The sequence below is a fragment of the Bradyrhizobium sp. BR14999 genome, from assembly GCF_056106085.1.
The window spans coordinates 6,896,674-6,920,307 of record NZ_CM148536.1; the positions used below are offsets into that span (position 1 = coordinate 6,896,674).

Genomic DNA, 23,634 nt, shown 5'->3' on the forward strand with positions numbered 1-23,634 from the left:
CCTACTCCGCCATCTCGACGGGTTGCTTCGCCGAGGGACCGGCCAGCGGCCGCTCCTCCATTGCGATCAGACAGAGTGCAGCACCGGTCATCAGCGCCGTGGCGGCGCCGAAGACGTAGCGGAACGCATGCCGCATGTCGTCGGCGGGAATCGTGCTGACGGCGGCGTGATGCTCGCCGAGCGGAATGTCGGCACCGAGCGCGATCAGCAGGATGGCCGCGAACGCCGCGACCGTGAAGGACGACATCAGCGAGCGGAAGAAGTTCAACGCACCGGTGATAGTACCGATCTGCGGCCGCGCGACCGAATTCTGCACCGAGACCACGCAGACCGGAAAGGTGGTGCCGAGGCCGAGCGCAAACGCGGCCATCAGCGTCAGCAGGCCCCATAGCGGCAGCGTCGTCAACGTGAGCCCGAGGCCGCACAGCGCGGCCCAGGAGGTGCCGATGATGGCGACGCGCTTGTAGTGCTTGGCCCGCGCCATCGTCCGACCGGCGATGGCCGCACCGCAGGTCGAAACGGCTGCGAGCGGAATCAGCGCAAGGCCCGCCTCGCTGGCGCTGAGGTGATAGACGGATTCGTAATAAAGCGGGAGCTGGACCGTGAGGCCCGTGATCGCGCCGAGCGCACAACCGCCGGCCATCAGCCCAAACGGTACGACACTTCCGCCGAGCAGCGGCAGCGGCAGGAACGGCTCGTCCGCCCGCCGCGCGTGCCAGACGAAGCTGACGACGAGTGCGACCGCGCCGCCCACCATCGCAAGCACAGTCGGCGACAGCCAGGGATAGCGCGTGCCACCCCAGGTCAGCACCAGCATGAACACGACGGCGGAAGCCATCAACAACACGCCGCCGAGCCAGTCGACCTTGCGCTTGCGGTGGAACACCGGGATTTTCTTCATCCTCGGCAGCAGCAGCGCGATCGCGGCGGCCGCGAGCGGCAGGTTGATCCAGAAAATCATCGACCAGTGCAGATGCTCGGCAAACACGCCGCCGATGACCGGGCCGAGGATGCCGCCGACCATCCAGACACTGGAGAAATAGGCCTGGTACTGGCCGCGCTCGCGTGGGCTCACGACGTCCGAGATCACCGTCTGCACCACCGGCATGATGCCGCCGCCGCCGAGCCCCTGAAGACCCCGCGCGAGAATCAGCATCGGCATGTTCGGCGCAATCGCGCACAGCACCGAGCCCGCGACGAACAGGCTGAGCGAGGTGATGATCATGGCCTTGCGGCCGTAGATGTCGCTGAGCGTGCCGAACACCGGCGCGACCGCAGTCGAGGCGAGCAGATAGGCCGTGATCACCCAGGACAGGCTGGAAACGTCCTGGAACTGGCGCCCGATGGTCGGCAGCGCAGTCGCCACGATGGTCTGGTCGAGCGCTGCCAGGAACATCGTCAGCATCAGGCTGATGACGATGGTGCGGACCTCATCCTGTGACAGCGGCACCGGCGGCGCGATGGACGGCGCGTCATCGACGCTGATGACCTCGCTCGGAAGGCGGGACAGCTCTTCGGCAATGTCGTCAGGCAACGGCTGGATGTCGGCAGAACTGCTCTGCCGGTCGAACTTGTTCATCTCGATCGGACGTCGTGGGGCGGCACAACGCCGCGAAGGATTCGTTCTATGCAGTCCAATGTAGACAGCAAAATCCTTCCCGGGCAGACACCGCGGCGCATGGGTGCATCCCACCGCAGGGTCATCCCGAACACGTGATCCGAGGCGCGCGGCGGATCAGTCCTTCGGACGTCGCTTCAGACGGGCTCGTTTCGGCAGCACGGCCGGCCATTGCACGATGTGATCCTCGAGATCCTCGTCGGGGATCTCCTCCTCGCTGCCCTCGACCCGGCCGCGCACGGAGACGCCGGCCTCATGCACGGTATTGGGATCGCCCGACACCAGCGGGTGCCACCAATAGAGGTCGCGGCCTTCGGCGACGAGCTTGTAGCCGCAGCTCGGCGGCAGCCAGTTCAGGGTGCGGACATTGGCCGGGGTCAGGCGGACGCAGTCCGGAACCTTGTCGGAACGATTCGGGTAGTCCTTGCAGGCGCAGCTTGCCCCATCCAGCAGCTTGCAGCCGATATGGGTGAAATAGATCTGCCCGGTGTCCTCGTCCTCGAGCTTGTTCAGGCAGCAGCGACCGCAGCCGTCGCACAGGCTTTCCCATTCGGCCGCCGACAGCTGCTCCAACGTCTTGGTTTTCCAGAAGAATCCTTCCTGGCCTGAAGGTCGTTTGGGAGCTGCGGTCATGCGCCTCAACAAAGGTTCGAAAGAGCTACGGCGAAGTCATCTAGAGCGAGCGGCCGTGACGGTGCAAGCAACGCCCTCGGAAGGCCCGTAATGTCCCGGGGTCAATTAGGCCTGTTGTTCAAAATCGCGAGCGTGGCCATTGGTTTATGGGCCCTGCTCGGCTAGAAGGAACAGCAAGTCCCCGAAGGACGCGAACCGGGCGCCTTGGGTTTGCCGCAACATTCCCGCAAGACGTTCCGATGCCGCCCCCGGCCGGGTGCTTGAACGCTTTCGAAGCAAGCCGCAAGGTTCTAGGTGCGCCAGATCATACCACCGCATTGGAAGCAGAGGATCCGGAATTTCTTCCTGGATCTCGATGCACGCATCGATTCCTCGCTGTTCTCCTCGGCCAAGGGCATCCGCGAGCTCTACGAGCGCTACTCCACCTTCATGGACCGGTTCTATGTCGGGCGGTGGAAGCGCTGGGTGTTCATCGAGCCGCTGTCGGAGGCCGCGACCCTCGGCCTCGGCGGCCTGGTCGTGATGCTGACGCTCGCCATCCCCGCCTTCCGCGAGACCGCGGACGAGGACTGGCTCAAGAAGTCCGACCTCGCGGTGACCTTCCTCGACCGCTACGGCAACCCGATCGGCAGCCGCGGTATCAAGCACAACGACTCGATCCCGCTGGAAGATTTCCCGGACGTGCTGATCAAGGCGACGCTGGCGACCGAGGACCGCCGCTTCTACGACCATTTCGGCATCGACATCGCCGGCACCGCGCGTGCCCTCGTCACCAACGCCCAGGCCGGCGGCGTCCGCCAGGGCGGCTCCTCGATCACCCAGCAGCTCGCCAAGAATCTGTTCTTGAGCAACGAGCGCACCATCGAGCGCAAGGTCAACGAAGCCTTCCTCGCGGTCTGGCTGGAATGGCGCCTGACCAAGAACGAGATCCTCAAGCTCTATCTCGACCGCGCCTATATGGGCGGCGGCACCTTCGGCGTCGATGGCGCTGCGCATTTCTACTTCAACAAATCGGCGCGCGACGTGACGCTGGCGGAAGCAGCGATGCTCGCCGGCCTGTTCAAGGCGCCGACGAAATACGCCCCGCACATCAACCTGCCGGCCGCCCGCGCGCGCGCCAACGTCGTGCTCGACAACCTCGTCGATGCCGGCTTCATGACCGAGGGCCAGGTGTTCGGCGCCCGCCGCAACCCGGCCTTCGCGGTCGACCGCCGCGACGAGGCGTCGCCGAACTATTATCTCGACTACGCCTTCGACGAGATGCGCAAGCTGGTCGACACTTTCCCGAAGTCCTACACCGAACGCGTCTTCGTGGTGCGGCTTGCGATCGACACCAATGTGCAGAAGGCCGCCGAAGACGCGATCGAGAACCAGCTGCGCCAGTTCGGCCGCGATTATCATGCGACGCAAGCGGCGACCGTGGTCGCCGATCTCGACGGCGGCATCCGCGCCATGGTCGGCGGTCGCGACTACGGCGCCAGCCAGTTCAACCGCGCCACCGACGCCTATCGCCAGCCCGGCTCCTCGTTCAAGCCTTACGTCTACACCACTGCGCTCCTGAACGGCTTCACGCCGAACTCGATCGTGGTCGACGGCCCGGTCTGCATCGGCAATTGGTGTCCGCAGAACTATGGTCACTCCTATTCCGGCTCGGTGACGCTGACGCAGGCGATCACGCGCTCGATCAACGTGGTGCCCGTAAAACTGTCGATCGCGATCGGCCAGAAGGAGCAGCCGAAGGCGCCGAACCCGGCCAAGATTGGCCGTGCCAAGATCGTCGAAGTCGCGCGCCGCTTCGGTCTCAAGGCGCCGCTGCCCGACACGCCGTCGCTGCCGATCGGCTCGGACGAAGTCACCGTGCTGGAGCACGCCGTCGCCTACGCGACCTTCCCGAACCGCGGCAAGGCGGTGACGCCGCATTCGGTGCTGGAGGTGCGCACCGGCGCAGGCGACCTCGTCTGGCGCTGGGATCGCGACGGGCCGAAGCCGAAGCAGGCCATTCCGCCGAACATCGCCGCCGACATGGCGGGCATGATGAGTCACGTCGTCAGCGAAGGCACCGCGCGCCGCGCCGCACTGGACGGGATTCCGACCGCGGGCAAGACCGGCACCACCAATGCGTATCGCGACGCCTGGTTCGTCGGCTACACCGGCAATTTCACCTGCGCGGTGTGGTACGGCAACGACGACTACTCGCCGACCAACCGCATGACCGGCGGCTCGCTGCCGGCGCAGACCTGGCACGACATCATGGTCGCGGCGCATCAGGGCGTCGAGGTCCGGGAGATCCCCGGCATCGGCATGGGCCAGAAGCTGCCGCCGCAGCAGATCGCCAACGCGCAAGCCAATGCGGCGCCGAAGGTGCTGGAGACCAAGCCCGGTCCACCGCCGGTGCTGACCAAGCGCGGCGCCGACATCCTGGTGCGCGTCGAGAAGCTGCTGGATGATGCGGCCAAGACGGCGAACAAATCGGCGGCCACCGATACCAAGCCGGCCTCGTCGACGAATGCGCTCGCCTTCCCGCAGAATTATGCGGAAGAGAACGCCAACACCTCCGCCCCGCGCAAGAACTGATCGAAACCCGTGCGGCTGATCCTGATCACATTGACGGCCCTTCTGCTCGCCACCGTCGTCGGCGTCGGCGCGACCTGGATGACGACGACGCGCGGCACCGAGATCGGCGCGCTGACCATCGGCCCCTGGACCGCCCGCCCGCGCACCGGCACCGCCGACGTCGATCCCTATTCGCGCGCCACCATCGTGCGCAACGGCGAGCTGCCGATCGGCACCGGCGATGGCGTCGCCTTCACCGCGACCGCCGATGACAAGAAGAAGGCGCTCGACGGCCGCTGTGATGTCGTTGTCTCCGGCGTGACACCGCCGGCGCGGTTCTGGACGCTGACGCTGTACGACCGCAAGGGCCACCTCGTCGCCAATTCGCTTGCCCGCTACGGCTTCACCAGCCAGGAGATCGTGCGCCAGTCCGACGGCACGTTCGAGATCCGCATCGCCTCGCGCTCGCGCGCCGGCAACTGGCTGCCAACCGGCGGCATCGAGCGCTACGCCTTGATGCTCCGCCTCTACGATACCCCGGTCGGCGTTGCCACCCGCACCCAGCGCGATGCGCCGATGCCCACTATCACGACGGTGGGCTGCTCATGATCCGGCTGCTGTTCACCATCGTTGCCGGCATCGTTCTGGGCCTCGTGGTCCATCTCGTCAGCGTGCTGGCGCTGCCGCGGATCGCGACCCAGGATGCCTATTCGCGGCTGACGCCGATGACGACGGTGAACGCCGTCACCCAGCTTCCCCTCGCCGACCCGCAGACCTCACCGATGCCGTTCATGGACCCGGCCTTTGCGCTCGCGATCTGCCGCTACGATCTGTCGGGCGGTCCTATCAAGCTGGCCGTGCCGGTGAGCCAAGCCTACACCTCGGTGTCGTTCTACACCCGCAACGAGATCGCCTATTACGCCATCAACGACCGCTCGGCGGGCCGCAAGGTGATCGAGCTCGACCTGATGACGGAAGCGCAGCACAACGAGCTGCCCGAGGACGAGGAGGTCACCGCGGCCGACCGGCTGATCATCGATTCCCCTGCGACCACCGGCCTGATCGTGATGAAGGCGCTCGCCCCCGAGCCCGGCCTGATGCAGCAGGCGCAGGCGACGCTTCAGGCTGCGACCTGCGCCCCGCAGACCGAGCCGCCCGCCAAGGCCGAAGCGCCGCGCGGCCGGCGTTGAAGCGGGCCGCTTCGGCGGCGCCAAACAAAAAAGTGCGAAAACAACCCCATGCACAGTAGCGGGGCATTGAAATCGTTGGGCTATCCGACCACCCAAAAAACGACGCGGCCTCGCATCAAGAATTCGGAAATTTGACACGTCGGGCAAAACACCGGCATACTGGCATCATCGAGAGTTCGTCACACCCGCGCGGAGCAGTCCGTCGCGGGTGTTTTCATGTCGGAGCAGAGGTTGAACGAGCCGGACCGGACACCGCTTAGCCATACTCGGCAGGTCTTTTCAGACTGCTGACACCGCGCTCATTCCGATGGCCCATGGCGAGCCGACCGCTCCTGACGCGATCGTCGGCATATGGGAAGCGGACGACGGCACCGTAAAGCTCGACATGGCTGTCAGGCGACAGTAGGACGCAATCGCAAATCGATTGCGCCGTTGAAGCAGCAAGCCTCGAGGGCTATCGATCGGCGATGCCTTCAAAACGGGAGGAACGCATGAGCATCATCACCGGCGGCTGTCACTGCGGTGCAATCCGTTATCAGATGGAAGGCGAGATGATCGTGCACGCGCTGTGCCACTGCCGCGATTGCAGGCTTCACGCCGGCGCCCCAGTGGTCGGCTGGACGATGTACGCGGAGGATGCCGTCAAGGTGACCAAGGGCGAGCCCAAGGTGTACCGGTCTTCGGAACATGTGCGGCGGTACTTCTGCGCTGACTGCGGAACCGGCCTGTTCTATGTCAACGCCAGCATGCAGCCCGGGGTCATCGACGTCCAGAGCGCGACCTATGACGATCCCGATTCCGTCCCGCCGACGATGCAGATCCAGGTCGCCGAGCGGCTTCGCTGGATGGAGCATGCGCACGAACTGCCGACGTTCGACCGCTTTCCCCCTCAGCCGTAGCGGCGAGCAATGACGCGCGCCGACAAGATCTCCCGCATCACAGGAATCCGGTCGAAATCCACGGGATCGCGGCAACCACCAGCGTGCCGATCAGCAAGGCCACGATATAGCCGACAATCGGCTTGATGCCTTCGTCGGGGCTGATGCGGCTGATCGCGCATGCGGCGTAAAAGCCGACCCCGAATGGCGGGGCGAACAGGCCGATGCCCATGGCGAGAACGACGACCATCGCATAGTGCACCTCGTGCACGCCGACCTGGCGGGCGATCGGAAACAACAGCGGCCCGAACAGCACGATGGCCGGAATGCCTTCGAGCACGCTGCCGAGAATGACGAACGCCACGATGGTCACACCGAGGAACACTGGCGTTCCGCCCGGCAGCGCAGTCATGAACTTCGCGAGTGATGCGGAGAAGCCTGATTGCGTCAGGGCCCACGCCATCCCGGTCGCGGCGCCGATGATCAGCAGGATCGCGCCGGACAGCGACGCGGTCTCCACTAGCATCGGATAAAGCCGACGCCAGGAGAACTGGCGATAGATCAGGAGCCCGGTGAGCGCCGCGTAGACGATACCGATCGTCGAAACCTCGGTCGCGGTCGCGACGCCCTCGACCACCGCGGCGCGGATGACGAAGGGCAGCGCCATGGCCGGAATTGCGATGACGAAGGCGCGGCCGATCTCTCTCCCCGTCGCGCGCTTCACATGCGACAGGTCCTCGCCGCGGTATCGCCACCAGACGACGGAGCAGAGACCGATCGCCAGCACGATGCCAGGCAGCAGGCCGCCGGTGAACAGCGCCGCGATCGACACGCCGGTGACCGAGCCGATGGTGATCAGCACCAGCGACGGCGGAATGGTCTCTGTCTGCGCTCCGGTTGCCGCAAGAAGCGCGACGAGATCGCCAGGCTTCGCGCCGCGCTTGGTCATCTCGGGAAACAAGACCGGCGCCACTGCCGCCATGTCGGCCGCCTTCGATCCTGAAATGCCCGACACCAGGTACATCGCCCCGACCAGGACATAATGCAGGCCGCCGCGCACGTGGCCGAGCAGGCTGGCGAGAAAGCCGACCATGGCACGTGCCATGCCGGTCATTTCGATCAGCAGGCCGAGGAACACGAAGAGGGGCACCGCTAGCAGGATCAGATGGCTCATGCCTTCGTCCATCCGTCCGATGATGACCACATCAGGCGTGCTCGTCGTCAACGTCAGATAGCCGACGGTGGCGAGGCCAAAGGCGAACGCGATCGGCACCGCCGCCAGCACCATGGCGCCGACGATGACCACGAAGAAGATGAGCAGGTTCAGATTGCCGAGCGGTTTCAGCATTGGCGCCGCGAGCACAAGTGCAGCGATGACGCCGGCGACGAGCGCCACGGCCGCGAGCAAGCTTCGCAGTCCCGCGATGCGAACGAGCCGCAGAACCGCCGCGACCAGCATCAATCCGATGCCGACGGGCAATGCCGCGGCACGCCAGCTGTTGACGATCTCGAGCGCCGGCGTCGTGACGAACACCTCGTCGGCCGCGAATTCGTAAGCCGGATGGATCACCAGCAGCAGGAACGCCAGTGACGCTGCGGCGGCAACGACATCCAGGAACGCGCGCGCATCGGGGCGGAGCATGCCGATGATGGCCGTCATCCGCATGTGCTCGCCGCGCTGAAAGGCGATCACGGATCCCAGCATGGCGAGCCACAGGAACAGGATGCCGGCCAGCTCGTCGGCCCAGATGATCGGGGCGGCCCAGATGATCGGGGCGTGAAACACGTATCGGCCGACGATGCCGGCCGACAGCACGACGATCTCAGCCAGCACCAGGAGTGCGGCCGGGATCGCAACCACATGGCCAAGTAGCTTGTTGGCCCTGACGGACCACAGCCGCACACCAGATTGAGATGCCGCGACAGCGGCACCTTCGTCGATGTCGGACCTATGGTTGACGGCCGTCATGACAGCTTGCCCGCCGCTTTCTCGAGCTGCGCCCAGGCCTCTTCGCCGAACTTGCCCTTCCAATCGGCGTAGAAGCTCGTCTTGGCGAGCGCCTGCCGGAACGCGCCGCGATCGACCTCGATGAACTGCATGCCCTTGGCGGTCAGATCCGCGCGCAGCGAGTCGCTCAGCTTCGCGATGTCGGCGCGCTCGTCCTTGGCCGAACGATCGAACTCGCGCGTCACGATCGCCTGCACGTCTTTCGGCAATTTCGCGAAGGCGCGCTTGTTGCCGAGGATCCAGTAATTGTCCCAGACATGGCCGGTCAGGGAACAGGTCTTTTGCACCTCGTAGAGACGGGCGGTCGCGATGATTGGCAGCGGGTTTTCCTGCCCGTCGACCACCTTGGTCTGGAGCGCCGAGTACACTTCGTTGAAATTGATCGGCGCAGGTCCTGCACCGAGGGCCTGGAACAGCGAGGTCAGATTGGGAGCCGCCGGCACGCGCAACTTGAAATTCTTCAGGTCCTCAGGCGCCCTGATCTCGCGGCCGGACGAGGTGACGTGGCGGAAGCCGTTGTCCCAGGGGCTCGACACCGCCATGATCGGCGTCTTGGCGATTTGTGCGCGGATATAGGCGCCGAGCTCGCCATCCATCGCCTTCCAGACCGCGTCATAGCTCGTGAAGAGAAAGCCGAGATTGACGATGCCTGCGGCCGGGACCAGCGTCGCGAGAATCAGGGACGACAGGTTGAAGAACTCGACGCCGCCGTTGCGCACCTGCGTCAGGAGATCGGTGTCTGAACCGAGCTGGTTGGCCGGAAACAGGTTGATCTCGAGCCGGCCGCCCGTGGCCTCGCGAATGCGGTCGATCGCCTCTTTTGCGCGAACGTTGACCGGATGGGTCGGATCCTGTCCCGTCGCGAGCTTGTAGGTGAACTCCGCCGCCGACGCCGGGCGTGTGAGAACGGCACATAGCGGCACGGCGGCGCCTGCCATCAGCAATCTGCGACGGCTGAGGGTGGTCGGCTTGCGCAAGGTCATCGTTTCCTCCTGTTGAGCATGGATTGAAGTGCGGCGACGGCTTCCGCCACCAGCTGTTGCTGCTGGCCGGCTCTCGATGCGCCGGCATTGGACAGCAGCTCTCGTTCTCCACAGCATTGCCGCGAAGCATGTCGATCTGGTCAGTTACGAAAGGTGGCCGCGGCGTTAGCGCAGCCACTCCTTGATCTGCCGCGTCACTTCCGCGGTCGAGATGCCGTAGCGATCGTGCAGGGTCGGAAGCGCGCCGGCGGCGAGAAATTCGTCGGGGAGCCCAATCTGCCGGAACGTCGGATGCACGCCCGCGCGCATCAGCAGCGCCGCCACGGCCTCGCCAAGGCCGCCGATGACGGTGTGGTTCTCGGCGACGACGACCAGGCGGCCGGGCTTGCCCGCTTCGCGCAGAATCGTTTCGGTGTCGAGCGGCTTGATCGTCGGCACGTGCAGGACAGCCGCATTGACGCGATCGTCCTGGAGGGACTGGGCCGCCTCCAGTGCACGCATGGTCATGATGCCCGAGGAGCTGATCAGAACGTCGGCGCCATCGCGTAGCAGCGCCGCCTTACCGAGCTCGAAACGGTAATTGTACTCGTCGAGCACCAGCGGCACCTGGCCGCGCAACAGGCGCATATAAACGGGCCCTCGATGCGCGGCGATGGCCGGGACGATCTGCTCGATTTCGTGGGCATCGCAGGGATCGATCACCGTCATGTTGGGCATCGCGCGGAATAGCGCGAGGTCCTCGGCGGCCTGATGGCTCGGCCCGTAACCCGAGGTCAGGCCGGGCAGCGCGCAGGCGATCTTCACGTTGCGGTCTTCTTCCGCGATGGTCTGGTGGATGAAGTCGTAGGCGCGGCGCGAGGCGAACACCGCATAGGTGGTGGCGAACGGCATGAAACCTTCGGCGGCGAGACCCGAGGCTGCGCCGAACAGAAGCTGCTCGGCCATGCCCATCTGATAGTAGCGATCCGGAAAGGCCTGCGCGAAGATGTGCAGATCGGTGTATTTGCCGAGATCGGCTGTCATGCCCAAGACGTCTTCGCGGCTGCGGGCAAGCTCGACCAGCGCGTGCCCGAACGGCGCCGGCTTGGTGCGCTGCCCTTCCGCCGCAATCGAGGCGATCATGGCCGACGTCGTCAGCCGCGGCTTCCCGGACGGTGTCGATCCCACGGACTTCATGGCTGCTCTCCCGCGTTCAGCACCGACAGCGCCAGCTGCCATTCATGCGGCTCGACGCGAATGAAGTGGTTCTTCTCGCGCTGCTCCAGGAAAGGAACGCCCTTGCCCATCAACGTGTCGGCGACGATCATGCGGGGCTTTGGCTCGGGATGCGCCATCGCGGCATCGAAGGCACCCACCACCGCGTCGAGATCGTTGCCGTCGACACGCTGCACGAACCAGCCGAACGCCTCGAGCTTGTCGACCAGAGGCTCAAAGCCCAGCATCTGCTTGGATGGACCATCGGCCTGCTGATTGTTGACGTCGACGATCGCGATCAGATTGTCGAGCTGGTGGTGAGCCGCCGACATGATGGCCTCCCATTTGGAGCCCTCGTCCAGCTCGCCGTCGGAGAACAGCGTGAAGATGCGCGACGTCGACCGCTTGCGCTTCAGCCCGAGCGCCATGCCGACGGCGATGCCAAGACCAAGGCCGAGCGAGCCGCCCGACATCTCCATGCCCGGCGTATAGGACGCCATGCCGGACATCGGCAGTCGGCTCTCGTCGAAACCGTAGGTTTCGAGTTCGGCCTCGGGAATGATCCCGGCCTCGATCAAGGCTGCATAGAGAGCGATCGCATAGTGCCCGTTCGACAGCAGGAAACGGTCGCGGCCTTCCCAGGCGGGATCTTCGGCGCGAAAACGCATGGCGTGAAAATAGGCCACAGCCAAGACGTCGGCGATGTCGAGCGCTTGGGCGATATACCCCTGGCCCTGGACCTCGCCCATCAGCAAGGCGTTGCGGCGAATGTTGCGGGCGCGCTGTGTGAGTGTCGGCGCGTTTGCGAGCGTTGGTGTTGCCATGATCGTCTCTCCCCTGCTCCGCTCAGTGGATCAGCATGCCGCCGTTGACGTCGATGACGGCGCCGGTCACGTAGGCCGAGAGGTCGGAAGCGAGGAAGGTGTAGATGCCGGCGACATCGGCGGCCTCGCCGAGCCGGCCGAGCGGAATGCCCTCGAGGATCTTCGCCCGCATCTCGTCCGTGAGCTTCCCGGCGGTGATATCGGTGCCGATCAGGCCGGGCGTCACGCAATTGACGCGGATGCCGTCGGGCCCGAACTCGCGCGCCATCGCCTTGGCGAGCCCAAGCACGCCGGCCTTTGCCGCCGAATAATGCGGTCCGCCGAAGATGCCGCCGCCGCGTTGAGCCGAGACCGACGACATGCACGCGATCGAACCGCTCCTGCGCTTCTGCATGTGCGGGATCACGGCCTGCGACAGGAACAGGATGCCCTTGAGGTTGACGTCCTGGATGCGGTCCCAATCTTCCGGCTTGATGTCGAGAAGTTTTACGGGCTGGGTCACGCCGGCATTGTTGATGAGGATGTCGATCTGGCCGAATTTGGCGATCACCGCTTCGACCGCCTTGATGCAGGCCTGCTTGTCGGCGACGTTGCAGGCAAAGCCGAGGTGCGGCTCGCCAGCGACCGGTTCGAGGCCGCGCGCTGCGTCTTCCGCGGCCGCACCGTCGATGTCGAGAATGGCGACCCGGGCTCCCTCGGCCGCAAAGCGGCGGGCGGTTGCAAGGCCAATGCCTCGCGGAGAGGCCGCTCCGGTGATGATGGCTGTCTTGCCGCGTAGCAGCATTGTGGTCCTCCCTGAATTGCTGTTGCCAGGCACCCGACGGCGCCGCCGTTCTTGACCCGTTTGATTATGCGGCAGCGCGCCTTCGGACAAACGCGCTGTTGTCTTGCATGGGTGAATTTGGTTCACTTATCGGATGCTGCTGTCGAGTATCCCGATATCGTCGATCCGCGCCTTCGAGGCGGCCGCCCGCACCGGCTCGTTCCGGGACGCGGCGAACGAGCTTCATCTCACTCCGAGCGCGGTCAGCCACGCCATTCGCAAGCTCGAAAGCGCGATGAGCACCGTCCTGTTCGAGCGCAGCGCCCGGGCGGTGCGGCTGACGCCGGCGGGCGAGAACCTGATGCGTCATGCCGGCGCCGCTTTCGACAATCTGCGCCGGGGCATCGAGGAGGTCGCAGGCCGCGGCCCGCAATTGCTGAGGGTGCATTGCGCACCGAGCTTCGCTGCCCAGTGGCTCGCCCCGCGGCTCGCCCGCTTCATGGCCGCCCAGCCCAAGCTCGAGGTTCGGCTCGCTGCCAACACGGAATACGCCCGGTTCAGCAACGACGATTTCGACATCGACATCGTCTACGGCCAGCCGAGGGCCGAAGGGGTCGAGATCATTCCGCTGGGCGAAGAGACCGTGACGCCGCTCTGCACGCCCGAACTCGCGAAGAAAATCCACAAGCCGAAGGACCTGCTCGACCAGGTGCTGATCCGCTCGGACGTCAAGCAGGTGCAGTGGCATCAATGGTTCACGGCCAACGGCCTCGAAGCGCCGGCCATCCACGGCATGCGCTTCGATCGCAGCTTCCTGGCAATCGCGATGGCGTCGAGCGGACTTGGCGTGACGCTGGAATCAACGCGGCTCGCCGAACGCGAGATTGCGACCAAGCTGTTGGTGGCGCCACTTGCCAGACGTTCCACCGACATTCGCTATGTCGGCCATCATCTGGTCTTTCCCCGCGCTGGCCAGCAGCGTCGGGCGATCCGCGCCTTTACCGAGTGGATCACGCGCGAGCTTGCGGCCGGCCGCTCGGCTTGAGCGATAGGCGCGGCCACGATGGCGGCAGTCGTCACGCGCGGCGAGCGATAATCACCAGCTCGGCTCCGCGTCAGCTTTTCGTGCTGGCGGTCTTGTCCAGCGCAGCACGCAAGCCCTCAGCAAGCTTGACGGCATCGTCGTTTGCCCAGAAATGCATGAAGAAGAGTCGCGGCTGCTCGTCCAGCATGTGACTATGCAGCGCCGTCACCTCGATGCCGTGCGTCCGCAGCGCCACGATGACCGGGTTCACCTCGTCGCTGGTGAGGACGAAGTCACCGGTGATGGCCGCCTTGCCGCCGCCGGTCGGCTGGAAGTTGATGGCGATCGCGACGCCCATCGGGCCGACGGGGGTCAGCAGCATGCCGTCTTCCGTGACGGGGTCGCGCCGCTTGACGTTGAACTGGTAAACGCCGCCATTGCCCTGCCCTTTGACGCCGATGATCTGGTCGAGCTTCGCCGTGTCGAGGTCGATGGCAGGCGGATTGCCCGCCGCCGCGACCGTCAGAGGAGTTTTGCTTTCGGCGAGGGCATCGTGGATTGCGGAGGCCAGCTTGACGGGATCGCCATGTCCGGCGACGTGCATGTAGAAGGTCGCCGGGCTCGCGCGCAGGAGATGATTGTGCACGGCGGTGATCTCGATACCGCTCGCGATCATCTTCGCCATCACAGGATTGATCTCGGTCTCGAGGAGCACAAGGTCACCCATGACCATGGCGCCGCCATGCGCAGGCTTGAACGCGAGCCAGCCGCCAAGCGCGAGCGCCGGCTTGATCGTGACTCCGTCCAAAGTCACGGTGAGATCGGTACGAGGGAAGCCGTAACGATGGACATCGTCCGCAACACTGGGCTTGCGGCCCAGCGTCTCGTCGACCTTCTTCCAGTCAACATCCTGCGCATGAGCGCTCGCGATGAAGCAGGCACTGACGCCGATCAGCGCCGAAATCGTCTTTCGCATTGATCTACTCCTTGAGCTTGGTTTCAGGCTCTCGCACCCCCAAGGGTTCACTTCTGTTCCTTGATCTGTCCGCTACTGTCCACGACGAGCCGCACGTCCTTGCCGTTCTTCACGGCCTTTGCGGTCGTGCCTTCTGCAGTCGACTTGATGTCGCTGACCTGCGAATAGCCGGCGGCCTGGAGTTTGGCGACGAACTCCTCCTGTGTCAGCGCATGTGCGCTCGAGAGCCCGCCTGCAGTCGCCAGAAGCAGGACTGCGTGAAAGATCGCTGGTGTACGCATGATCGTTCTCCTGGTGGTATTCCCCGCCCCAGGTGAAGCCCGCTGTGTGACGTCGCTTCCGGACGAAGGCCACGACGCGCAACAAGGTACCAGCACGCGATGCCCTCGCCTATCGCGCGTCGGCGCGGCGCGCCGATCAGTCGGGACAATTTGTGGAATGGCTTGGAGGTCGAAAATGACATGCTGCGTCCCAGGTGAAGATCAGGACGCGATTCTTCAGCATGTCGCCTCGCGGGGGGATCGCAAACCCCCGTCACCGCAAATAGAAACCGTGATGGCAGAGCTGTCAATCCGAGCTTTACCCTCAAATCGCCAGCGCGTGTCACGAAGAGTTCACCGCCGAACGGAACCGCTAACCACCAGCTCGAAACGACCGGAGGATCTCACATACATTGCCCGCGTTGAGGCGTGTCATTCGAGCGGGCTTGCGCGCTCAGCCCTTCGAGACGACCGCGCGGCCGTAAGGAGGCTGCGCTGCGACCGGCGGGTTGGCGGTCTGGGCGGCGAGCTCGCCGATCAGGCGGTCGGCATCGGCGGCCATGCCGTCGGGCGCCTGGATCACCAGCCGCTCCAGCGCCCAGCGGTAGGACGAGACGCGCTGCTCCAGGCACTGCTGCACCCACTGCACGATCAGCGAGTTCTCCTGCATGCGCGCGACCGCGTCATCCCTCTCTCTTGGCGAGAGCGCGGAGACGCGCGCCATGCTGGCATCGCGCTTCCTGTCGAGATCGATGACGCGGATTGCGCTGGCGAAGAACGGCTCGAACCGGGTGATGTCGTTGCGCACGTCCTCGATCAGCTGCGCATAGCGCGAGGAATGCGAGCGGTGCGGCTCGTCGATCAGCGTGCGTCCATACATGGTGCGGTCGAACACGATCTTCTGCCGCCAGGGCGAGGGCAGCGGCTTGTAGTCGCCGAACACGCTCTTCCAGGCCGGGCGCGACAACGGCGGCTCGATCATGGGATAGGCGAGATCGCGAAGCTGGCGCTCCTCGTCGGTGAGCTGGAATTGCGCGGGCTTCAGGCCAACGCTGGAGGTGACCTCCGCCCCTAACCAGCGATGCATGTCGTCGCTGCGCATGTCGGCGCGGGTGCGGCCGAAATCGCCGCCGCTACAGGCGCCGAGCGCAGCGCCAAGCAGCGTGAGCAGGACGGCCGATACGAAAGGCCGGATCTGGCGGATGGTGTCCGGCATTGCAAAAGCCTGAAGTCAGCGGCGGCGACGACGGCGCCCCGGCGCTGTGCCCTGCTCCGGCCCACGATCGCCTCTGGTTTCGTCCGCCTCGCGCTCGATACGGATCACCGGGAGGATCAGAACCGTTCCCGTTTCCGTGCGCGGTGCGGTATCCCCCGACGAGCCTGCCCGGCGAGCGGCCGGAAATTCGATGATCGTCCCCATATCCAGCTCTCTATCAATTGCCGTGCGACCAAACGCGCTTCATGCAACATGCATTCATTAAGATCAGTTATGGTTAACGGGATGTAAACGCGCTTTCCGGACCGTAACCGCACGGAGCGTGCCGCGCCGTCCCGTTGCGGCACGACTCGCCTTAAATTGCCGGGCCGGCTTCACGCCTCATTTTCCTTAACGAGGCTTTAAAGGAACCTGCGATAGGCTCGCGACAAGGATATCTCCCGAGTTGCGTACGCCTCCATGACCAAGTCGCTGTTTCCCGGATTCGATGGGCTGATGACCCTCTCCCGTCGCGAAGGCGTCGACATCCGCCCGACGCTGCTGCGCGTGCTGACCGATCTCTATGTGCAGACGCGCGTCCATAGCGATGACGAACAGCGGCAGTTCGTCGAGCTCGCCACGCGGCTGATCGACCAGGTCGACGATGCGACGCGCGCGGCCGTCAAGGCGCGGCTTGCGGTCTATCCGACGACGCCCGTCCCGATCCTCCAGAAGCTCGGACTGGTCGCCGCCCAGGAAGGCCGCAGGGTTCCGCTGGCGCGCGAGATTCCCACCTCGCCGCCGACACACGCCCCGGCCCGCACGCCCACCGAGGCCGAGCAGCGGCTGGCCTCGAACATGGCGATGCAGCCGAAGGACGCCGCCGAGATCCACGACATGTTCTTCCGCGCCGGCACCTCCGAGCGCGCGCTGATCCTGCACAATCTGGCGCAGACGCCGCTCAAGGCCGCGCCGCGGATTCCGACCGTGCGCGCCAAGCGCGCGATCCAGATCCTGGAGATGGCGGCGATCGCGGGCGACATCGAGAACTTCACCTTCGAGCTCGGCGACAGTCTGATCCTGCCCTCACGCGTCGCGGCTCAGATCGTCGACGATGCCGGCGGCGAGGCGCTCGCGGTCGCCGCACGCGCTCTCGAGATGCCGAGCCCGGTGTTCCAGCGCATCCTCTTGTTCTTCAAGCCGGAGATCGGGACCTCCGTGAACGACGTGTACCGGCTGTCGCGGCTCTATGACCGCCTCGGCGAGCACTCCGCGCTGGTGATGCTGGCGGCCTGGCGCGGCTCGACGCTCGCGGTCACCCGCGCAAAGTACCAGACCGCGCTACATGACGGCGAACGCCAGCGCGCACGTGCCGGTGCGAGCCAGACCCGGCCGGGCGTGCAGCCGGGCACGAGCCCGACGGTGCGCAGGGGCACCGGCGGATCGTCGGATCGCTAGAAGATTTAGATTGGTTTGTCGCTGAGAAGGCGGTGCGCTCCCTCTCCCGCTTGCGGGAGAGCGTCGGGGTGAGGGTGCCTCAACAGAGGGACTCTCCCAGTGGAGAGAGCCCCCACCCGGCGCTTCGCGCCGACCTCCCCCGCAAGCGGGAGAGGTTAAGAGCCTGCGGCCTGATCGTGGCAAACAACGGCTATCGCGCCCGCATCACGCCCGCGCCAGCTCAAGAAAATGCCGGCCCGCGCGGTCCTCGGTCTCGACGATCCAGGCGTCCGGATCGAAGCGGATTTCCTTGGTCAGCCGTTCCTCGATGGTGTGCTCCGGCAGAGGCTGCGGCGCGACCGGCACGAAGAAGCGATCGACCGGACGGCCGTCGTCATAGACCGTCTGCGGCGCCGGCGTATACAGCATCGCATTGCCGTCGAGCAGCGACACCTTCACGAACACCGCGCCCGCCTCCTCGGCGCCGCGGCGGCGCACGGCGCCGAACACGCCCTCGGTCTGACAGCGGCGCAAATAGGCCGCCACCCATATGTTGGATTTCAAACGCATGAGTTCGAACGATAGGCCAGTGCTGCAATCAGCACCAGCCTCCGTGCGGGCGCCAAAATTATTCGACGGGATGGCCGATCGCGGCCGCGAGCTCGCGCAGCAGGCGGTCTGAGACCTGGCCGGTGACCTGCATCTTGTGCTCGCGCTCGAATTTCTGGATCGCGGACTGGGTCTCGCCGCTCATCGTGCCCGTGATCTTCAAATTCCCGTAGCCATATTCGGACAGCGCGCGCTGCACGCCGGCGATACGTCGCGCGGCCGGGCTCTGCACCGGGATCGGCGCCGGCGGACGCAGGGCCGAGGGCGGCGTCGATGTCGTCGCCTTGACCAGATTGGTCATCGGATCGTTCGAGCGCGTCGAGGCGGTCGCCTCGACCGGCCTTTCGGGCGGCTTCTCGGCGGCGCGCTCGGCAGGTTTGGGCTCAGTGCGAAACTCCGTCGCGCGCGGCTCGAGCGGCGACGTCTCGGCACCGACGGGACGCGGACGCGGCAAGGGGTTCGCCAGCGGCACGGACGACGGCGCGGGTAGATTGATCACCGTGCCGAACATCGGCGCGGGATGCCGGCCGGTCTGCAGGAACAGCGCATTGGCAACGATCGCACCGATCGCAGCGACGGCGACGAGGCCGGCCAGCGTATCCTTGGGGCTGTGCAGCAGCACGCGCATGACGAGGTTGCGCTCGGTCTCGACGTCGATGACCGCGGCCTTGGCACCACGACGGCGCGGAGCGGCTTCGCCCTTTGCAGACTTCTTAGGCACTTTTCTTCACCAGCGCAGGTTGGTCTTGAAATTCTTCGTGAAGTTGGTCGTGAGATTGGTCGTGAGATTGATTGTGAGATTCCTGGCGCAGCACCGGCGTCAGCGTCGCGATCTTGCTCTCCGCCGGCTTGGCCTGCGGCGGCGTGTAGACGAGCGGCAGCTTGACGGTGACGGCGGTGCCCTCGCCTAACCTGCTTTGTACCGTCAATTCGCCGAGATGCAACGCTATGAGGCTCTTCACGATCGAAAGTCCGAGGCCGGTGCCTTCGTGACGGCGCTGATAGGTCTTGCCGGCCTGGAAGAACGGCGCGCCGATGCGTTTGAGATCGTCGGGCGCGATGCCGACGCCGGTGTCGCTGATGCGCAGCGCAAGCTGCGAACCCGACACCGCCGCCGTCACGGTGACCTGACCGCCGCGCTCGGTGAACTTGATCGCATTGGCGACGAGGTTGAGCACGATCTGCTTGAAGGCTCTGGGATCGCCGGTCATGACAGGCAGATCCTGCGGCGCATCGGTGATGAGGTCGATGCCGTTCTCCCGCGCCTTCAGCGCCAGCAAATTGCAGCAATGCATCAGCGAGGCGCGCGGCGCGAACGGCTCCGAGGCAATCTCGAAATTGCCCGATTCCATCTTGGACATGTCCAGGATGCCGTTGACGACCGACAGCAGATGCTGGCCGGAATCGTTGATGAGCTGGGCATATTCCTTGCGCTGGGCCGCTCCCAGCATCAAGGTCTGCTCCTGCGCGATCATCTCGGAGAAGCCGATGATGGCATTCAGCGGCGTGCGCAGTTCGTGGCTCATGGTGGCGAGGAAGCGTGTCTTGGCGGCGTCGGCCGCTTCGGCGGCGCTGCGGGCCTGATCGAGCGCCTGCTCGGAAAGCTTGCGGTCGGTGACGTCGCGCATCACGGCGACGACTTCGGCTTCGCCCGTGACGTCACGAGCCCTGTCCTGGTCGAGCGGGCGACAACGCATCTCGACCCAGATGAAGTCGATCTGGCCGCGCTCGGAGCCGGCAGGTTCCCGCCGCAGCCGGAACTCGACGCTGCACACGTCGCCGCGCGCCGCATCCGATAAAGCCGTGAGATAGGCCGGGCGATCGGCGACGTGCACGCGGTCGAACAGGCCGTGGCCAAGCAGTTGCGTGACGGGCATGCCGAGCATGGTCTCCGCCGCCGGCGAGATGAACTGCACCGCGCCGTTGCGCTGATGCCGCGAGATGACGTCGCTCATGTTGCGCGCGAGCAGGCGATAGCGCTCTTCCTCGCGCGACAGCAGCGCAACGCTGGTGCGCGCGAGCGATTCCGCGCCGAAGGCGAGGCCCGCGGCGTAGAGCGTCGCCGAGGCGACGCCGAGCGCCATCAGCACGCCGCGTTCTGTGGCGCTCGGCAGGTCGATCGGCAGCCAGCCGAGCTGGCTGACGAGGATCAGGATCCCGGCACAGGACAGCGCGAGCAGCGAGGCGAAGGCCGCGACGCGGCGCGAGGCCGACAGCGCGGCTTCGAGCGGAACTACGACCAGCCAGATCGCGGCGAAGGATTCGATGCCGCCGGTGGTGGCCGCCACCGCCATGATCAAGCCGGCAAGCGCCAGCGACGACAGCACATGCGCGCCTTCATAGCGGCCGGTGCGCGACAGGAACCAGGACAACAGGATCGGCGCGATCAGCCAGGCGAACGCGGCCACCTCGATCGCGCTCGGCGCGCCGCGCAGGACGAGATAGATCGGGAATGCGGCGAAGGCAGCCAGACTGCCAAGCAGCCGCGGCGCCATAAAGGCACGATGGCGCGCTCGCGTCAGCGCATCGTAACGCGCGGAGGGATGCAGCAGCGCATCGAGACAATCGCGGATGATACTCAAAACGGTCACGGGTCTCGCGCTTCGGCTCAATCGTCTTTAGAAGACGCGCCGGAACGCCTCCTTATCGTTGAGCCACCGTGTCAGAGCGACCTTAAACGAGTGCTAAGGCGGCGCGGCGTGCGGCCGGACACCGCGTCATCGCGGAGCTTTTTAGACGATTTGGCGACGTCTTCGCTGCGGATGGTGAACACGGAGTTTCACACTCCTCGGCATGGTTTCGAATTGGTGGATGCAGGGGGCCAGCAGAATCACGGGCGCGGGCGTCAATCGAAAATTTACGAGACCGTCGATCCCGAAGATTTTTGCGTAAATTTTCCGCGAATTAAGCTCAAGGCAATCACTTGCGATTTATCGAGGCTTGCTAGGTCCGACATCCGCGGAGATCGCCGCGGCGGGATCGAACGTACAGGTCGCAAGATGCGCTTTCTGATCCGCATCACATTCTGGCTCGGGCTGGTGCTGGTGCTGCTGCCGCGGGACAAGACGCCCGAATCGGAGAAGCTGCCGCAGATCGGCGCCGCCGATGCGGTGCAGGCTGCGACCGCAGCCGTCTCCGACGTGACCCAGTTCTGCAAGCGCCAGCCGACGGCCTGCGAGGTCGGTGGACAGGCCGCGACCATCATCGGCCAGCGTGCCCAGGACGGCGCGCGCAAGATCTACCAGATCATCAACGACAAGAAAGAGCAGATCACCAACGAGAAGAACGACAAGACGGACAAGAAGGCGCCCGACCATACCGGCTCGATCGCGCTGGCTGGCGAAGGCGATGCCGTTGCGAGCGAGGCGCCGCGCGACACCCTGACCCAGGACGACCTCGCGCTGGAATGGCGCGGACCTGCGGTCGCAAATTAGCCCCAAACCCTATCGATTTCACGGCTTCGCGTCCCTATATTGGCCTAAAAGGGAACATGGGCCAGCATGACGACGATCGACGAAATCAGGGACAATTTCGAACTTCTCGACGAGTGGGACGACCGCTACCGGTACGTCATTGAGCTCGGCCGCACCCTGGAACCCATGCCGCAGGCAGAGCATTCTGCCGCGAACAAGGTGCAAGGCTGTGTCAGCCAGGTCTGGCTCCAGAAGCTGGTCGAGCGCGGCAATGGCGCGCCGATCCTGAAGTATCGCGGCGACAGTGATGCGCATATCGTGCGCGGGCTGGTTGCGATCGTGTTCGCGCTCTATTCCGGCCGCACGCCGCAGGAGATCCTCGACACCGACGCGATCGCCGTGTTCAACGAGTTCGGCTTTCGCGATCATCTGACGCCGCAGCGTTCCAATGGCCTGCGCTCGATGGTCGAGCGCATCAAGACCGACGCCAAAGAGGCGCTCGCGGAAGCGTCCTGAGAGCTACTTCCGCTTCCGCTGCTGCTGTCCGAGGCCCATCTGCTTCGCCAGCTGCGAGCGTGCCACCGCGTAGTTCGGCGCGACCATGGGATAGTCGGCCGGCAAGCCCCATTTCTCGCGATATTGCTCCGGCGTCATGTTGTACTGAGTGCGCAGGTGGCGCTTCAGCGACTTGAAGCGCTTGCCGTCTTCCAGGCACACCAGATAATCCGGCGCGATAGACTTCTTCAGCGAGACCGCCGGCTTGGCCGGCTCGAGCGGCGCGGTCTCGGTACGACCCGACGAGACCCGCAGCAGCGCGCCATGCACCTGGCTGATCAGGTTCGGAATCTCCGCCGACGGCGTCGGATTGTTGCTGAGATAGGCCGACACGATGCTTGCCGTCAGCTCGATGAAATTCTTGTTCCCCGCATCCGACATGCGCCCGCCCTTTCTCCGCCATCCTTCTCACGGGATTGACGACGCCAGAGTATTCCCTGTCAACAATACGTTCGGCGGAACCACGACAACTGTCGAGGAAGAGCTGATTACTGGCGAACGGCGGCGCTTTACTTTCTGCGCGGCGGCCTCAACCCCGCTGGTCGAGATGTGCGCGGAGCTCGTCGATCGAGGCAAAGCGCATCATGCCCTCCGGCATCTGTGCTTCGATCGAACCGTCGGAATAGAGCGAATAGGCCATGCCATCGACGACGCCGGACTTGAGCACGGTGACGGGCGCCTGATCGGCCGCAGCCGCCGGCTCAGGCGCAGGCGGCGGTTCAGCTGCAGGCGGCGGCGGAGCGGCGTCCGCAAAGGTCGAGGGCGAGCGCGGCGGAGGCCGGCGCGAGGTGACCGGCGGCTCCGGCGGGCGCATGCGCTCCGGCTTCGGCCAGGCGTCCTCGAAACTGGCAGGCGGAACATCCGGGGCGGCGGGCGCTGCTGGTTCCTCATGAGGCGGCGACGGGCCCTCGGTGGCCTTCGCCTCCGCGCGCTCACGCTCCTTGCGCGAAGTCGAGGCGAACAACAGGTTGCGGCGGCGCGGCGCCTCCGGAGCCGCAGGAGGCGTTGGTGCTTCCGGCGCCTCGACGCGCGGACGTTCGCGCGCGGCGGCTTCGCTCTGCCACGGCGGAGGGGCTGCGGCTGGTGGTGGCGCCGGTTCGATCTTCGCAGGCTGGGCAAGCGCCGGCTCGGGCGCAGGCGCGCCAGGCATCGTCAGACCCGGCAGCACGGGCCTGACCCGAACCTCCGATGCGGCTGCTCCGGTGGCCAGCCGGCGGGCGATGCCCTTCAGCTCGAGCAGCAGGAGATGCAGGCCGACCAGTAACATTCCGGTGCAGACGCCGATAGTTCCGGAGATTATGAGGGTGCTGCCGACACTGAATTCCCTGACTGTGTAACCAAACAGGATCGCAAGGAGGCCCGCCAGAACGGCGAAAATCCCCACAATCAACATTGCCAAGGTCATCGAACTTACCCCCGGCCGCGCACCCACACGCGACACTCGTCAAACCACGATACCGTCATACGGTGTTCCACGCCAACGGCCAATTGTGGGCACTGTTCCTAAAGGGAAAGAAATCA

24 protein-coding genes are annotated in these 23,634 nt (G+C 65.3%); 8 read left to right on the top strand and 16 right to left on the bottom strand.

Features of this window, described 5'->3' with window-relative positions; all coding sequences use genetic code 11:
• Nucleotide 1 precedes the first annotated feature (1 nt).
• A complete protein-coding gene (locus ACR9YP_RS32280) occupies nucleotides 2–1,579 on the bottom strand; it encodes an MDR family MFS transporter (RefSeq protein WP_249760594.1) in 1,578 nt (525 codons plus the stop codon).
• A gap of 156 nt (nucleotides 1,580–1,735) precedes the next feature.
• Nucleotides 1,736–2,251 (bottom strand): YcgN family cysteine cluster protein, encoded by a 516-nt coding sequence (locus ACR9YP_RS32285; RefSeq protein ID WP_128934941.1) that lies wholly within the window; start codon nucleotides 2,249–2,251, stop codon nucleotides 1,736–1,738.
• Nucleotides 2,252–2,545: 294 nt separating this feature from the next.
• On the opposite strand from ACR9YP_RS32285, the gene ACR9YP_RS32290 reads away from it, so the two are divergent.
• The 4 genes from ACR9YP_RS32290 (at nucleotide 2,546) to ACR9YP_RS32305 (ending at nucleotide 6,893) form a co-directional block, all read left to right on the top strand.
• Entirely contained in the window at nucleotides 2,546–4,825 is a 2,280-nt protein-coding gene (locus ACR9YP_RS32290) for a transglycosylase domain-containing protein (protein WP_438109759.1), read from the top strand.
• A 9-nt stretch (nucleotides 4,826–4,834) separates the two neighbouring features.
• The gene (locus tag ACR9YP_RS32295) at nucleotides 4,835–5,413 is read left to right on the top strand and encodes a DUF1214 domain-containing protein (RefSeq protein WP_091890931.1); all 579 of its coding nucleotides are present in this window, start codon (nucleotides 4,835–4,837) and stop codon (nucleotides 5,411–5,413) included.
• Nucleotides 5,410–5,994, top strand: coding sequence for a DUF1254 domain-containing protein (locus ACR9YP_RS32300; protein ID WP_091890927.1), 585 nt, complete (start codon nucleotides 5,410–5,412; stop codon nucleotides 5,992–5,994). The genes ACR9YP_RS32295 and ACR9YP_RS32300 overlap by 4 nt, the downstream gene beginning before the upstream one ends.
• Before the next feature lie 491 nt (nucleotides 5,995–6,485).
• A complete protein-coding gene (locus ACR9YP_RS32305) occupies nucleotides 6,486–6,893 on the top strand; it encodes a GFA family protein (RefSeq protein WP_438109761.1) in 408 nt (135 codons plus the stop codon).
• Nucleotides 6,894–6,930: 37 nt separating this feature from the next.
• Here ACR9YP_RS32305 and ACR9YP_RS32310 read toward each other — a convergent pair whose 3' ends face one another.
• From ACR9YP_RS32310 to ACR9YP_RS32330, 5 genes are all read right to left on the bottom strand, one after another.
• Complete coding sequence (locus ACR9YP_RS32310; RefSeq protein ID WP_474217846.1) at nucleotides 6,931–8,841, bottom strand: TRAP transporter large permease; 1,911 nt, start codon at nucleotides 8,839–8,841, stop codon at nucleotides 6,931–6,933.
• Nucleotides 8,838–9,863 carry a TRAP transporter substrate-binding protein gene (locus tag ACR9YP_RS32315; protein WP_128939066.1) on the bottom strand — a complete coding sequence of 342 codons (1,026 nt, stop codon included), beginning with the start codon at nucleotides 9,861–9,863 and terminating at the stop codon, nucleotides 8,838–8,840. The genes ACR9YP_RS32310 and ACR9YP_RS32315 overlap by 4 nt, the downstream gene beginning before the upstream one ends.
• Before the next feature lie 165 nt (nucleotides 9,864–10,028).
• Nucleotides 10,029–11,039 carry a transketolase family protein gene (locus ACR9YP_RS32320; RefSeq protein ID WP_438109764.1) on the bottom strand — a complete coding sequence of 337 codons (1,011 nt, stop codon included), beginning with the start codon at nucleotides 11,037–11,039 and terminating at the stop codon, nucleotides 10,029–10,031.
• A complete protein-coding gene (locus ACR9YP_RS32325; RefSeq protein WP_474217847.1) occupies nucleotides 11,036–11,881 on the bottom strand; it encodes a transketolase in 846 nt (281 codons plus the stop codon). The genes ACR9YP_RS32320 and ACR9YP_RS32325 overlap by 4 nt, the downstream gene beginning before the upstream one ends.
• 22 nt (nucleotides 11,882–11,903) lie before the next feature.
• Nucleotides 11,904–12,665, bottom strand: a complete 762-nt coding sequence (locus ACR9YP_RS32330; protein WP_438109766.1) for an SDR family NAD(P)-dependent oxidoreductase — start codon at nucleotides 12,663–12,665, stop codon at nucleotides 11,904–11,906.
• 136 nt (nucleotides 12,666–12,801) lie between these two features.
• On the opposite strand from ACR9YP_RS32330, the gene ACR9YP_RS32335 reads away from it, so the two are divergent.
• Nucleotides 12,802–13,689, top strand: coding sequence for a LysR substrate-binding domain-containing protein (locus ACR9YP_RS32335; protein WP_438110851.1), 888 nt, complete (start codon nucleotides 12,802–12,804; stop codon nucleotides 13,687–13,689).
• Nucleotides 13,690–13,759: 70 nt separating this feature from the next.
• Here ACR9YP_RS32335 and ACR9YP_RS32340 read toward each other — a convergent pair whose 3' ends face one another.
• The 4 genes from ACR9YP_RS32340 to ACR9YP_RS32355 all read right to left on the bottom strand — a co-directional run bounded on the left by ACR9YP_RS32340 (nucleotide 13,760) and on the right by ACR9YP_RS32355 (nucleotide 16,324).
• Complete coding sequence (locus tag ACR9YP_RS32340) at nucleotides 13,760–14,644, bottom strand: DUF1259 domain-containing protein (protein WP_438109768.1); 885 nt, start codon at nucleotides 14,642–14,644, stop codon at nucleotides 13,760–13,762.
• 47 nt (nucleotides 14,645–14,691) lie between these two features.
• On the bottom strand, nucleotides 14,692–14,925 hold the full coding sequence (locus tag ACR9YP_RS32345) for a hypothetical protein (protein ID WP_370985269.1): 234 nt from the start codon (nucleotides 14,923–14,925) through the stop codon (nucleotides 14,692–14,694).
• Between the two features lie 433 nt (nucleotides 14,926–15,358).
• Complete coding sequence (locus ACR9YP_RS32350; protein WP_438109770.1) at nucleotides 15,359–16,120, bottom strand: hypothetical protein; 762 nt, start codon at nucleotides 16,118–16,120, stop codon at nucleotides 15,359–15,361.
• Between the two features lie 15 nt (nucleotides 16,121–16,135).
• Nucleotides 16,136–16,324 carry a hypothetical protein gene (locus tag ACR9YP_RS32355; protein ID WP_438109772.1) on the bottom strand — a complete coding sequence of 63 codons (189 nt, stop codon included), beginning with the start codon at nucleotides 16,322–16,324 and terminating at the stop codon, nucleotides 16,136–16,138.
• A 255-nt stretch (nucleotides 16,325–16,579) separates the two neighbouring features.
• Here ACR9YP_RS32355 and ACR9YP_RS32360 point away from each other — a divergent pair, with 255 nt between their 5' ends.
• Complete coding sequence (locus ACR9YP_RS32360; RefSeq protein ID WP_438109774.1) at nucleotides 16,580–17,557, top strand: DUF2336 domain-containing protein; 978 nt, start codon at nucleotides 16,580–16,582, stop codon at nucleotides 17,555–17,557.
• A gap of 204 nt (nucleotides 17,558–17,761) precedes the next feature.
• Here ACR9YP_RS32360 and ACR9YP_RS32365 read toward each other — a convergent pair whose 3' ends face one another.
• From ACR9YP_RS32365 to ACR9YP_RS32375, 3 genes are read right to left on the bottom strand one after another with little or no spacing between them, the layout of a single operon-like run.
• Entirely contained in the window at nucleotides 17,762–18,106 is a 345-nt protein-coding gene (locus ACR9YP_RS32365; RefSeq protein ID WP_091890887.1) for a DUF1491 family protein, read from the bottom strand.
• Nucleotides 18,107–18,164: 58 nt separating this feature from the next.
• Complete coding sequence (locus tag ACR9YP_RS32370; protein ID WP_130221062.1) at nucleotides 18,165–18,866, bottom strand: peptidoglycan-binding domain-containing protein; 702 nt, start codon at nucleotides 18,864–18,866, stop codon at nucleotides 18,165–18,167.
• Nucleotides 18,859–20,736, bottom strand: coding sequence for a PAS domain-containing sensor histidine kinase (locus ACR9YP_RS32375; protein ID WP_438109776.1), 1,878 nt, complete (start codon nucleotides 20,734–20,736; stop codon nucleotides 18,859–18,861). The genes ACR9YP_RS32370 and ACR9YP_RS32375 overlap by 8 nt, the downstream gene beginning before the upstream one ends.
• 408 nt (nucleotides 20,737–21,144) lie before the next feature.
• On the opposite strand from ACR9YP_RS32375, the gene ACR9YP_RS32380 reads away from it, so the two are divergent.
• Nucleotides 21,145–21,579 carry a DUF5330 domain-containing protein gene (locus ACR9YP_RS32380; protein WP_438109778.1) on the top strand — a complete coding sequence of 145 codons (435 nt, stop codon included), beginning with the start codon at nucleotides 21,145–21,147 and terminating at the stop codon, nucleotides 21,577–21,579.
• 66 nt (nucleotides 21,580–21,645) lie between these two features.
• Nucleotides 21,646–22,074 carry a SufE family protein gene (locus ACR9YP_RS32385; protein WP_091890882.1) on the top strand — a complete coding sequence of 143 codons (429 nt, stop codon included), beginning with the start codon at nucleotides 21,646–21,648 and terminating at the stop codon, nucleotides 22,072–22,074.
• Nucleotides 22,075–22,077: 3 nt separating this feature from the next.
• On the opposite strand, the gene ACR9YP_RS32390 is transcribed toward ACR9YP_RS32385, so the two are convergent.
• Nucleotides 22,078–22,494 carry a Ros/MucR family transcriptional regulator gene (locus ACR9YP_RS32390; RefSeq protein ID WP_091890880.1) on the bottom strand — a complete coding sequence of 139 codons (417 nt, stop codon included), beginning with the start codon at nucleotides 22,492–22,494 and terminating at the stop codon, nucleotides 22,078–22,080.
• A gap of 148 nt (nucleotides 22,495–22,642) precedes the next feature.
• Nucleotides 22,643–23,518, bottom strand: a complete 876-nt coding sequence (locus ACR9YP_RS32395; RefSeq protein WP_438109782.1) for a DUF308 domain-containing protein — start codon at nucleotides 23,516–23,518, stop codon at nucleotides 22,643–22,645.
• Nucleotides 23,519–23,634: the final 116 nt, after the last annotated feature.